Origin of the sequence: Nitrosomonas sp. (genome assembly GCF_022842015.1) — a bacterium.
GTDB lineage: Bacteria > Pseudomonadota > Gammaproteobacteria > Burkholderiales > Nitrosomonadaceae > Nitrosomonas.
Genome location: NZ_JALHQJ010000013.1, coordinates 35049 through 47820, shown reverse-complemented (window position 1 = coordinate 47820; position 12772 = coordinate 35049). Strand labels below are relative to the sequence as shown.

The window sequence follows — 12772 nt, the reverse complement described above, 5'->3', positions numbered from 1 at the left end:
AGGGTTCGTAACGTCGAGCGGCTGCAGTTTGCGGACAGGGTTGCTATTGTCGGCACTAACGGCGACGATAATCTAGTGGGTACAGCGGGCAATGATGTTCTGTTGGCCTTGCCTGGCAATGACACGCTGAATGGCTTGGGCGGTGTGGATGTGTTAAATGGCGGCTCGGGTAACGATACCTATATCGTTGATACCACGACCGATACGATTACCGAACTTGCTGGCGGCGGTACTGATACGGTCGAAAGCTCGGTGACCTACACATTGGGTCTGAACCTGGAGAACCTGACGCTGACAGGAACTGCACCCAACGGCACGGGTAATACTCTGGACAACGTGTTAACCGGCAACGCCAGCAACAACATACTCACGGGCTTGGCAGGTAACGATACACTGATTTCAGGGGGTGGTACCGATACGCTCAGGGGTGGTTTGGATAACGACACCTATGTGATTGGTAGTCTGCCGGTCACGATTACCGAGTTAGCGAATCAAGGCATCGACACGGTCGAAAGCGCGGTGACATACACGCTTCTTGCCAATGTCGAGAATCTCACACTGACCGGGGGCAATGCGATCAATGGTACCGGCAATGGTTTGGCCAATATTATTATCGGTAACAGCGCCAACAACACGCTCAATGGCGGAGCCGGAATCGATACGCTCAATGGCGGTGATGGCAACGATACGCTGATTGGTGGTGCAGCGGTCGATATTTTAACCGGCGGAGCGGGTGCAGATACCTTTAGTTATCTGGCAGCAGTGGCCCATTCCAATCCTGCAAATAGAGACACCATCACCGACTTTGTGAGCGGGACCGATACGATAGACCTGAGTGCGATCGATGGTAATACAACCGCGGCGTTTCCAGGTAATCAAGCATTTATCTTTGTCGGAGCTAATGCTTTCAGCGGTAGGAGTCAGCTACGTTATGACCCGTTAACGGGTGTGCTGGAAGGTAACACGGCTGGAGATAGTGCTCCTGAATTCCAGATTCTGTTGGCGGGAACACCAACGCTTGTTGTGGGAGATCTGGTGTTGTAAACACCGGAAAAGGGGATGACATCCATCAACAGCTACTTTAGTTGATGGGTGTCAATAATTTTTTTTCAGGGCCTATACATAATCAAGATGCACGCAAAGTGCGACTTAATTTAGAAAATTAACTTTGGGGAGGGTATTTTTATGAAAAGCGGAGAATATGAATCTAATTTAGGCAACGTTACTGACTCGGACTCTCCACCGAATGAATCACGGCGTGCGTTTTTTAAAACGACAGGGGCCACGATTCTGGCCGCGCCAGCTATTCTAACCTCGCGCAAAAGCGTAGCGCAGGAGGTTATTCCGGATGAACCGCTGCCACCCAGCCCACCAACCACACCTTGGCTGAGGGAGTTGCCCGAAGCAATTGAACCGCTGGAGCAAACTGATCTGGCGAGTGGCGCCTTGTCTCCGCAGGGTACTCCTAATCTTACAAATGGAGAATGCGGGCGTGGAAATCATCAACGCTGGCATGATTTCTTTGGTCAGCATCAGCTGCAACCGGGGCAAGCGGATACCTACGTGTTACGGGTTAAACCGATAGAAGGCCATGAATTTCATCCGGATTATGCAAGACAACTGGTATGGCATTACGTAGGCGACGATGATACTTCAAATCCAACCATCCATGCACGTTATGGGCGCCCGGTCATTGTGCGTTTGTACAATGATTTACCGGCAGATCATAGTGGTTACGGCACGCCGGAGATCAGCCTGCATTTGCATAATTTGCATACACCTTCGGAGAGTGATGGTTTTCCAGGTGACTATTTCAGTAAAACAAAGGCCGGACCTACGATAAGTACCCCTGGAGATTTCTATGACCATTTTTACCCCAATGTGTATGCGGGGTTGGACGAATTTCCCAAAAGCCCGAGCAACCCAGTGGGCGGCGATAAGCGCGAAGCGTTAGGGACGCTGTGGTATCACGACCATTGCATGGATTTTACCGCGGCCAATGCTAACCGCGGGATGGCTGGTTTTTACCTGATCTACGATGAGCTGGATTCAGGCAATGAGCATGATCCTAATCCGAAAGCGTTGCGGTTGCCCAGCCATGAATATGATTATCCGTTGGCATTCCAGGATAAGCGCTTTGGTGCAGATACGATACAAGTGCACGATCAGTTTGATCCGGAAGGCACGTTGGGCGATAAGGTGACGGTCAATGGCTTGATCGAGCCGGTGCTGAGAGTGGCCAGCCGCAAGTATCGCCTGCGGCTGCTCAATGCCGGGCCTTCACGTTTTTATCAATTCCATTTAGTGACGGCTAACAATGTGCAGCAATCTTTCACCTATATCGCCAATGATGGCAATTTGCTGCCGAAGCCGCTGCTGAACTTGAAGAATATCCGCTTGAGTGTGGCCGAACGTGCGGATATCGTGGTGGATTTTTCTGCGTATCCAATTGGCACGGAGCTTTACCTGGTCAATCGCTGGGAACAAACCAGCTCGCGCGGGCCAAAAGGCGTCAAAGGACCCGGCATGCGGGTGCTCAAGATCATCGTTGATCGCGAGCCGGATGAGCCGGATGTCAGTCGAGTTCCGGCCACGCTGCGCCCGATTCGCAGACCGACCGCAGCAGAAATTGCGGCTGCTCCGGTGAGAACCTGGCGATTCGAGCGGAAAAATGGCATGTGGGCGATCAATGACAAATTCATGAACGTTCACTCAGCCGCTGCGAATATAGGACTGGGCAGTTCTGAGATTTGGGAATTGGATAATCCATCCGGTGGTTGGAGTCATCCGGTTCATATTCACTTCGAAGAAGGGCAGATCCTGAATCGTTACGTCAGTAATGCTGAAGTGCCGGTGCCGGGGTATGAAAAAGGCCGCAAGGATGTTTATCGGTTAGGCCCGAATGAGAAGGTAAGAATATTCATACGATTCCGGGATTTCCCAGGCAAGTATGTGATGCATTGCCACAATATGATCCATGAAGACCACGCCATGATGGTGCGTTGGGATATTCTGGGCTAAATGAAGAGAGAGAGGGCTATATCATGAAAAAAGAAAATGAACCGGTTAACTCGCGCAGAGAAATCCTGGCGGGCATGGGATTGGCGGCATTAGGTCTGGTCGGACTCAATTCAGTTTGGCAAAAACTGAGTTTTGATGACAACACATCCGCGCGCAATTCCAACATCAGCAAATACAAACCGGCGGGCGACGCCACGCCGTTTCCAAACGTCACGCTGTACACACATGATGGTGAAGCGGTGAAGTTTTATGACGACCTGATCCGCGATAAAGTGGTTGCGATCAACATGATGTATTCGCAATGTTCTGGCATTTGCCCGAAATCGACGGCGAATCTTCGGGAAGTGCGCAATATCCTGGGTGAACGTGCGGGGCGTGATGTTTTTATGTATTCGATCACGCTGGATCCTGAGCGCGATACGCCAAGGTTGCTCAAGCAATACGCTGAACGTTACGGCATTAAAGACGGTTGGAAATTTCTGACGGGCGCACCGGAAGATATCGAACTGGTTCGCTACCGGTTGGGTTTCTACGATCGCGAAGAGGACATTGATAATATCAAGGAAAATCATACCGGCATGGTGCGTATCGGTAACGCAGAACGTAACCGCTGGAGCATGGCGCCTACTTTGGCTGATCCAATGCAAATCATGGCAACCATTAACCATCTTGATCCCAAGGCGGTGCATACCGGTATGCACGCTGCCTAGAATCAGGGTGGCCGTTTCTATCAGCTAAACCTTTAGCAATCTCCCGGAAGATTCGGGAGATTGCTTGATTTTATTTACTGGATTGCTTCACTTCCTGCTTTCTTTTGAGTAGTTGCTTAATTCTCATTTGTCACAGTCATTACTGTAAACCCGCCTCTGAAATAGATTGAGTTTCCTTCATATAGGTTGTATGAAGGAAAAATCCTACATAAAGAGGGGCATAAACAGGATATAACTACTAAAAAATTGGTACAGCCTATCACTTACCATACGAAGTGTTTGGGAATACTATCTAATTATTTTAAGGACGGATCGCCTAAGATATCAGCGTGATCAGTTAAAGAATAAAGAAGGATGATATCCATCACATATATTGCTTTAGTTGATGGTTGCCAAATTAAATTTTTTAGAGCTATAACCTAATAAAAATGCACACAGTGCGAGCTTTAGAAAAATAATATGACCTAAGAGAGGGGAAAATTATGAAATCCAACGAACATGAATCGAGTCAGGGCAACGCCACTGATTCGGATTCTCCATCGAATGAATCACGGCGTGCGTTCTTTAAAACGACGGGTGCCACGATTCTGGCCGCACCGGCCATTTTAACCTCGCGCAAAAGTGCAGCGCAGGAGGTAATGCCTGATGAATCGTTACCACCCAGTCCGCCAACAAGACCCTGGTTGAGAGAATTGCCAGAAGCAATTGAACCGCTGGAGCAGACTGATCTGGCCAATCATGTTTATCCTCCGAATTGTGATCCCAATATCCAAAATGGAGAATGCGGACGCGACAGTCATCAGCGCTGGGAAGAATTTTTTGGGGTTCAGGACCGGCCAATTCAGCCCGGTCAAGCGGATACCTATGACTTACGTGCGACAGCGATAGAAGACCATGAATTTCATCCGGATTATGCCAAACAACTGGTATGGCATTACGTCGGCGAAGATGAGCATGATGTCAATCCAACCATCCATGCGCGCTATGGGCGTCCGGTCATTTTGCGTTTGCATAATGAGTTGCCCGCAAATCATAGCGGGTTCGGCACGCCGGAAATCAGCCTGCATTTGCATAATTTGCATACACCTTCGGAGAGTGACGGTTTTCCAGGTGATTATTTCAGTCCAACCAAAACAGGGCCAACACTGACTGCACTAGGGCACTGGAAGGACCATTTTTATCCCAATGTATATGCGGGGTACGATGAATTTCCCAAAAGCGCGAAGAACCCGGTAGGTGGCGATTACCGTGAAGCATTAGGAACCCTGTGGTATCACGATCATTGCTTGGATTTTACCGCAGCCAACGCAACTCGTGGTTTGGCAGGCTTTTACCTGCTCTACGATGAGCTGGATTCAGGCAACGAGCATGACCCAAATCCCAAGGCGCTGCGGCTGCCCAGTCATAAATATGATTATACGATGGCATTCCAGGATAAGCGTTTTGGTGCAGATACGATACAAATACACGATCAATTTGACCCGGAAGGCACGTTGGGCGATAAGGTGACCGTCAATGGCATTATCGAGCCGGTGCTGAAAGTAGCCAGCCGCAAGTATCGCCTGCGGTTACTCAATGCCGGACCCTCACGCTTCTATCAGTTCCATTTAGTGACGCCTAACAATGTGCAGCAGCCTTTCACCTACATCGCCAATGATGGCAATCTGCTGCCAAGGTCGTTGCTGAACCGGAAAAATGTCCGGTTGGGTGTGGCTGAACGTGCGGATATCGTGGTGGATTTTTCTGCGTATCCACTCGGCACGGAGCTTTACCTGGTCAATCGCGCGGAACAAAACAGCACGCGCGGACCCAAGGGCGTCAAAGGCCCAGGAATGCGGGTGCTCAAGATCATCGTTGATCGCGAGCCGGATGAACCGGATGTGAGCCAAGTTCCAACCAAATTGCGCCCGATTCGCAGACCGACCGCGGCAGAGCTTGCGGCTGCTCCGGTCAGATACTGGCGATTCGAGCGAAAGAATGGCATGTGGGCGATCAATGCCAAGTTCATGAACGTTCATTCTGCAGGCGCGAATATGGGGCTGGGTAGCTTTGAAATTTGGGAGTTAGATAATCGATCCGGTGGTTGGACTCATCCGGTTCATATTCACTTCGAAGAAGGGCTGATCCTGAAGCGTTATGTCAGTGATGTTGAAGTGCCGGTTCCGGGATATGAAAAAGGCCGCAAGGATGTTTATCGATTGGGGCATAATGAAAAAGTGAGATTATTCATGCGCTTCCGGGATTTCCCAGGCAAGTATGTGATGCATTGCCACAATATGATCCATGAAGACCACGCCATGATGGTGCGTTGGGATATTCTGGGCTAAATGAAGTGATTCGCGCAGAGAAATCCTGGTGGGCATGGGATTGGCGGCATTGGGTCTGGTTGGATTGAATTCAGTTTGGCAAAAGCTGAGTTTTGATGACAACACATCCACGCGCAATTCCAACATCAGCAAATACAAACCGGCGGGTGACGCCACGCCGTTTCCAAACGTCACGCTGTACACGCATGATGGTGAAGCGGTGAAGTTTTATGACGACCTGATCCGCGATAAAGTGGTTGCGATTAACATGATGTATTCGCAATGTTCTGGCATTTGCCCGAAATCGACGGCGAATCTTCGGGAAGTGCGCAATATCCTGGGTGAACGTGCGGGGCGTGATGTTTTTATGTATTCGATCACGCTGGATCCTGAGCGCGATACGCCAAGGTTGCTCAAGCAATACGCTGAACGTAACCGTTGGAGCATGGCGCCTACTTTGGCTGATCCAATGCAAATCATGGCAACCATTAACCATCTTGATTCCAGGCGGTGCATACCGGTATGCACGCTGTCTAGAATCAGGGTGGCCGTTTCTATCAGCTAAACCTTTAGCAATCTCCCGGAAGATTCGGGAGATTGCTTGATTTTATTTACTGGATTGCTTCACTTCCTGCTTTCTTTCTTTTGAGTAGTTGCTTAATTCTCATTTGTCACAGTCATTACTGTAAACCCGCCTCTGAAATAGATTGAATTTCCCTCATATAGGTTGTATGTCTGAAAGATAAATCTTACATAAAATGGGACATAAATAGGCGGTGGATACTAAATAATTGGTGCAACCTGTCACTTACCGTGTGGAGTCTTTAGGAATACTATTTTACTGCGGACAAACAAAAGTACGATGAAAAAGCTAAGAATAATAAGAAAAGAGTATTCGCTAGAGGGTAAAGGGTTCTGGGCATAAATTGGCTTTTGGAACATTACAAATAACAAGTAGATAAAGATACTGGTTTTTTGGTAATTGACTGAGAAGAGCAAATTGAAATCAATGACTGCATTTACTATAGCTGTAGCGATACCATTTTCTTATAGCCGATAGGCTATCTCCCAGATGCAACAGTGAGAGATTCTTAACTGTGTGACATTTCATCCTGCTGATATAAAACATAATAATTATTTTAAGGACGGATTGCGCAAGATATCTGCGTGATCAGTTAAAGAGTAAAAAAGGATGACATCCATAACATATATTGCTTCAGTTGATGCCTGCCAAATTAAATTTCTTAGAGCTATCACTTAATAAAAATGCACACAGTGCGAGCTTTAGAAAATAACGTTACCCAAGAGAGGGGAAAATTATGAAATTAGACGAATATGAATCGAGTCAGGGCCACGCCACTGACTCGGATTCTCCATCGAATGAATCACGGCGTGCGTTTTTTAAAACGACAGGGGCCACGATTCTGGCCGCGCCGGCCATTTTAACTTCGCGTAAAAGTGCAGCGCAGGTCATTCCTGATGAATCGCTGCCACCTAGCCCGCCAACCACACCTTGGCTGAGAGAATTACCCGAAGCAATGGAGCCGCTGGAACAAACTGATCTGGCCAGTGGTCCTTTGGCTCCGAATTGTGATCCCAATCTTGCAAATGGAGAATGCGGGCGTGACAGTCACCAGCTTTGGGAAGAAATTTTTGGAGTTAATGACAGGCCACTTTTGCCTGGTCAAGCGGATACCTATATATTGCGGGTTAAAGCGATAGACGACCATGAATTTCATCCGGATTATGCGAAACAACTGGTATGGAATTATGTCGGTGAGGATGAACACGATGTCAATCCAACCATCCATGCCCGCTATGGGCGCCCGGTCATTGTACGTTTATACAATGAGTTGCCGGCAAACCACAGCGGGTTCGGCACGCCGGAAATCAGCCTGCATTTGCATAATTTGCATACGCCTTCGGAGAGTGACGGTTTCCCGGGTGATTATTTCAGTAAAACAAAAGCCGGGCCCACGATCAGTGCCCCCGGGGAATTCTATGATCATGTTTATCCCAATGTGTATGCAGGGTTACGCGAATTTCCGAAGAGCGCTAAAAACCCGGTGGGCGGTGATTCTCGTGAAGCGTTAGGGACACTGTGGTATCACGACCATTGCTTGGATTTTACCGCGGCCAACGCTAACCGCGGCATGGCGGGTTTTTACCTGCTCTATGATGAGCTGGATTCAGGCAACGAGCATGATCCTAATCCGAAGGCGTTGCGGCTGCCCAGCTATCCTTATGATTATCAGCTCGCTTTCCAGGATAAGCGCTTTGGTGCAGATACGATACAAATACACGATCAGTTTGATCCGGAAGGCACATTGGGCGATAAGGTGACGGTCAATGGCTTGATCGAGCCGGTGCTGAGAGTGGCCAGCCGCAAGTATCGCCTGCGGCTGCTCAATGCCGGGCCTTCGCGCTTTTATCAGTTCCATTTAGTGACGGCTAACAATGTGCAGCAATCTTTCACCCATATCGCCAATGATGGCAATTTGCTGCCGAAGCCGCTGCTGAACCGTAAAAACGTCCGATTGAGCGTGGCCGAACGCGCAGATATCGTGGTGGATTTTTCTGCGTATCCACTGGGTACGGAGCTTTACCTGGTCAATCGCTGGGAACAAACCAGCTCGCGCGGACCAAAAGGTATCAAAGGACCCGGCATGCGGGTGCTCAAGATCATCGTTGATCGTGAGCCAGATGAGCCGGATGTCAGTCAAGTGCCGACCAAATTGCGCCCAATCCGCAGACCGACTGCAGCAGAAATTGCGGCTGCGCCGGTCAGAACCTGGCGATTCGAGCGGAAAAACGGAATGTGGGCGATCAATGCCAAGTTCATGAACGTTCATTCCGCCGCTGCGAATATGGCCGAAGGCAGTTCTGAGATTTGGGAATTGGATAATCCATCCGGTGGTTGGAGTCATCCGGTCCATATTCACTTCGAAGAAGGGCAGATCCTGAATCGTTACGTCAGTAGTACTGAGGTGCCGGTGCCAGGCTATGAAAAAGGCCGCAAGGATGTTTATCGGTTAGGCCCGAATGAGAAGGTAAGAATATTTATACGTTTCCGGGATTTCCCAGGCAAGTATGTGATGCATTGCCACAATATGATCCATGAAGACCACGCCATGATGGTGCGTTGGGATATTCTGGGCTAAATGAAGAGAGAGGGGGCTATATCATGAAAAAAGAAAATGAACCGGTTAACTCGCGCAGAGAAATCCTGGCGGGCATGGGATTGGCAGCATTGGGTCTGGTCGGACTCAATTCAGTTTGGCAAAAGCTGAGTTTTGATGACAACTCATCCACGCGCAATTCCAACATCAGCAAATACAAACCGGCGGGCGACGCCACGCCGTTTCCAAACGTCACGCTGTACACGCATGATGGTGAAGCGGTGAAGTTTTATGACGACCTGATCCGCGATAAAGTGGTTGCGATCAATATGATGTATTCGCAATGTTCTGGCATTTGCCCGAAATCGACGGCGAATCTTCGGGAAGTGCGCAATATCCTGGGTGAACGTGCGGGGCGTGATGTTTTTATGTATTCGATCACATTGGATCCTGAGCGCGATACGCCAAGATTGCTCAAGCAATACGCTGAACGTTACGGCATTAAAGACGGCTGGAAATTTCTGACGGGCGCACCGGAAGATGTCGAACTGGTTCGCTACCGGTTGGGTTTCTACGATCGCGAAGAAGACATTGATAATATCAAGGAAAATCATACCGGCATGGTGCGTATCGGTAACGCAGAACGTAACCGCTGGAGCATGGCGCCTACTTTGGCTGATCCAATGCAAATCATGGCAACCATTAACCATCTTGATCCCAAGGCGGTGCATACCGGTATGCATTCTTTCCAAGCTACGCATGCTTAAGTAATAGGGAGTCTCTGACTGAGTCTTTCGATAAAGTCAGAGCTTCATTAATTTTATAGAACTCTAGATCAACCGCAGGAGGATAGGTCATGAAACTCTTTAATTTAGAGGGAATTATAGGCATCAGCAAAAAAGTGAGTTTTGCTTTTGTCTTTGTAATAGCAGTAATGAGTTTGAATATACAGTCTGCCAATGCAGCATTGGCGGGTAAAGGTTTAATATCTCCGGTGAATCATTTTCCGACTTGGTTTTCCGATTCAAATGGCACTACTTTGCAATTGTGCCTGGATGGTGATGGCGTTAATGGCCTGTGTTTCTTCGACCCTGTGATCCCAGGCAACGCAACTTCTCAAGCGACTGGCTTTGGTGCAGAGGCGTTTTGGTGGTTGGGTGAGGCCACTCTAAATTTGGTTGGAGGACAACAAGCCATTTTAGTGCTGGCTTTAGAGGCCGCTTATGGCGCGGGAGATCCTGCACCGAACGATCAGTTCGCTTTTGGGCGTGTCCGTATTCGAGTCGATATACCGGTTGATGGTGAATATAAAATCTGGCATCCCTTTCTTAATGAAGACGATGGCTGCCAGCCGGAAGTTTATAATGCAACGGCCGGCAGGCGTGCAATTAACGTGACGCGCGACACGGGTGGTGCTGCACCGTTTGAAACCATGTTAAGCGGCGAGGTCGGCCCTTTCCTGATCTGGGATCCAGCGATTGCACCGACTGCCCCCGCGGGTTATGTGGGTGATCCCGGCATTCCACATGAAGTAATCGGTGGCCATTGCGGTATCAATTATTTCCGCATCGAAGGTCCGCTTGGCGTGGATCTGGACGGTAGTGGGCAGAGCTTTGTCGAAACCAATTTATTTGCAGTACAAGGCAAAATTTATGATGAGGCAAACAGTCCACCAGGAATTGAGCCTGTACGCACGACCTATTTCCGCTCCACAAATACTAGCAATGGTAATACGACGGCTCGCATCAATGCATGGGTGAAAGCGCCGATTACTGCCACTGTTGCACTCAGCGGCCTGCCGCAGGGTAATGGGGCAATGGCATTCGATGGTGGAAATACCTTTTTCAAACGTACCTTCTTAAATCCGGCCAATGGCCCTTCTGTTCCCGATCAAGTAACGATTACTGCCACAAGCGTAGGCGGCTTTGAAACCGTGCGAGATGTCAATGTCGTTGATGACGTGAGAATTAGCTTGGTAACCTGGACCGCAGCGACCGGCGCTATAAGGGTTGTGGCTTTTTCAAGCGACAAGATAGATCCAAGTGTGGGCACGATTCCTGAGCTTACGCTGCATATAGCGGGCGGTGAATTCCCAATGCCGCAGGTGGGTGCTCGTGGACGATATGAGGTAGTGGTGTCGGGGCCGGATGCGTTTCCGGTGCCGCCAGCACGAGTTACGGTAACCTCTTCACAAGGCGGTAGCGATACTGAAGGCGTGGCGGATTAGCCAACGCAAAACGGTAAGCCCTCGGTTATGCTGAGGAGCGCCAGTACTTAGCGATAAAAAACTCGGCCGCGCAAGCGGTCGGGTTTTAAAATAGAAATGATTGCTCAAACTTCCCTTTCCAATTCATCGCTCACCCGAGTTGGTTAAAATCTCCCTAATGAAGGTTAACTCAGCTATTCTGCTTGTTTGAGAGGGATAGTTGCTTGCAACAATCATTTCATTATTGCATACACACATTGTATTTGCTGTACGATACCGGAGTATGATTTATTTTATTTCATCCTTTGTGAGTACGCTGTATATCCATTGTGATTATCGTCGCTAAGGTTATGGTGCGATGCTGGTGGATGATGCAATGGATACCATGCGCAAAAATGATTTGCAATCTCTGTTTGATAGTCAATAAACATAGCCATAGCGCTATTGCAGCTTATCCGCAGTATGGATTTGAAGTTACAGGTGACAGTATTGTCGACATCGGGGGCGGTTTTGTAATGGATGATTTTTTGATGACCCTCACTCAACTGACCCGCTGGAATACTTGATCGATGAAACTAAAATTTACCAAAATGCAGGGTTTGGGAAATGATTTCGTAGTGTTGAATGGTATCAATCAAATCATCAATCTTGATCGGCAGCAGATTCGCCGACTGGCAGACCGACATTTCGGCATTGGTTGTGATCAAGTTTTGCTGGTTGAGAAGGCGCAAGGTCAGGCGGATTTTCGCTATCGCATTTTCAATGCCGATGGTGGTGAGGTTGAGCAATGCGGCAATGGAGCGCGGTGTTTTGTGCGCTATGTGCATGATCATGGTTTGACACAAAATAATGAGATTCGCATCGAAACTTTGAGTGGTGTGATATCGCCCAGAATGGAAAGCGATGGACATGTCACGGTGAATATGGGCAAGCCGATATTTGAACCGGAGCACATTCCCTTCATTGCTGACCAACGCGCATTGACTTACCAACTTGAATTACCGGATAAGCCGGTTACAATAAGCGCATTGTCGATGGGTAATCCGCATGCCGTGCGTGTGGTTGCGGATATCGCGCGCGCGCCGGTTGTGACTGAAGGTGAGTTGATTGAGCAACACGTGCGTTTTCCCAACAAGGTCAATGTTGGCTATTTGCAGGTTATCGATCGGAATCATATCAAGTTGCGCGTGTTTGAACGTGGTGCAGGTGAAACACTAGCTTGCGGAACGGGGGCTTGCGCTGCTGTCGTAACAGGTATCAATCTGGGGTTGCTGGATCGTCAGGTTGTCGTGAGTACACAAGGTGGTGAACTGACAATTAGCTGGCAAGGCTTTGATGAGCCGGTCTGGATGACCGGCCCGGCAGTTACGGTATTTGAAGGCGAAATCAATTTGTAATCAATTAAGGAAC

10 protein-coding genes are annotated in these 12772 nt (G+C 48.8%); all 10 read left to right on the top strand.

Features of this window, described 5'->3' with window-relative positions:
• A partial coding sequence (locus Q0C11_RS03905) for a calcium-binding protein (RefSeq protein WP_293005924.1) occupies positions 1 to 1044 on the top strand: 1044 nt, incomplete at its 5' end.
• A gap of 141 nt (positions 1045 to 1185) precedes the next feature.
• The gene (locus Q0C11_RS03900) at positions 1186 to 3021 is read left to right on the top strand and encodes a multicopper oxidase family protein (protein ID WP_293005922.1); all 1836 of its coding nucleotides are present in this window, start codon (positions 1186 to 1188) and stop codon (positions 3019 to 3021) included.
• 23 nt (positions 3022 to 3044) lie between these two features.
• Positions 3045 to 3731, top strand: coding sequence for an SCO family protein (locus Q0C11_RS03895; protein WP_293005920.1), 687 nt, complete (start codon positions 3045 to 3047; stop codon positions 3729 to 3731).
• Positions 3732 to 4213: 482 nt separating this feature from the next.
• Positions 4214 to 6058 (top strand): multicopper oxidase family protein, encoded by a 1845-nt coding sequence (locus tag Q0C11_RS03890; protein ID WP_293005918.1) that lies wholly within the window; start codon positions 4214 to 4216, stop codon positions 6056 to 6058.
• A gap of 34 nt (positions 6059 to 6092) precedes the next feature.
• On the top strand, positions 6093 to 6602 hold the full coding sequence (locus Q0C11_RS03885) for an SCO family protein (protein ID WP_293005926.1): 510 nt from the start codon (positions 6093 to 6095) through the stop codon (positions 6600 to 6602).
• A gap of 754 nt (positions 6603 to 7356) precedes the next feature.
• On the top strand, positions 7357 to 9198 hold the full coding sequence (locus Q0C11_RS03880; protein WP_293005916.1) for a multicopper oxidase family protein: 1842 nt from the start codon (positions 7357 to 7359) through the stop codon (positions 9196 to 9198).
• Between the two features lie 23 nt (positions 9199 to 9221).
• A complete protein-coding gene (locus tag Q0C11_RS03875) occupies positions 9222 to 9923 on the top strand; it encodes an SCO family protein (protein WP_293005914.1) in 702 nt (233 codons plus the stop codon).
• A gap of 89 nt (positions 9924 to 10012) precedes the next feature.
• The gene (locus Q0C11_RS03870) at positions 10013 to 11383 is read left to right on the top strand and encodes a hypothetical protein (RefSeq protein WP_293005913.1); all 1371 of its coding nucleotides are present in this window, start codon (positions 10013 to 10015) and stop codon (positions 11381 to 11383) included.
• Between the two features lie 392 nt (positions 11384 to 11775).
• On the top strand, positions 11776 to 11928 hold the full coding sequence (locus tag Q0C11_RS03865) for a hypothetical protein (protein WP_293005912.1): 153 nt from the start codon (positions 11776 to 11778) through the stop codon (positions 11926 to 11928).
• Positions 11929 to 11931: 3 nt separating this feature from the next.
• The gene (dapF, locus tag Q0C11_RS03860; protein ID WP_293005911.1) at positions 11932 to 12759 is read left to right on the top strand and encodes a diaminopimelate epimerase; all 828 of its coding nucleotides are present in this window, start codon (positions 11932 to 11934) and stop codon (positions 12757 to 12759) included.
• Positions 12760 to 12772 lie beyond the last annotated feature (13 nt).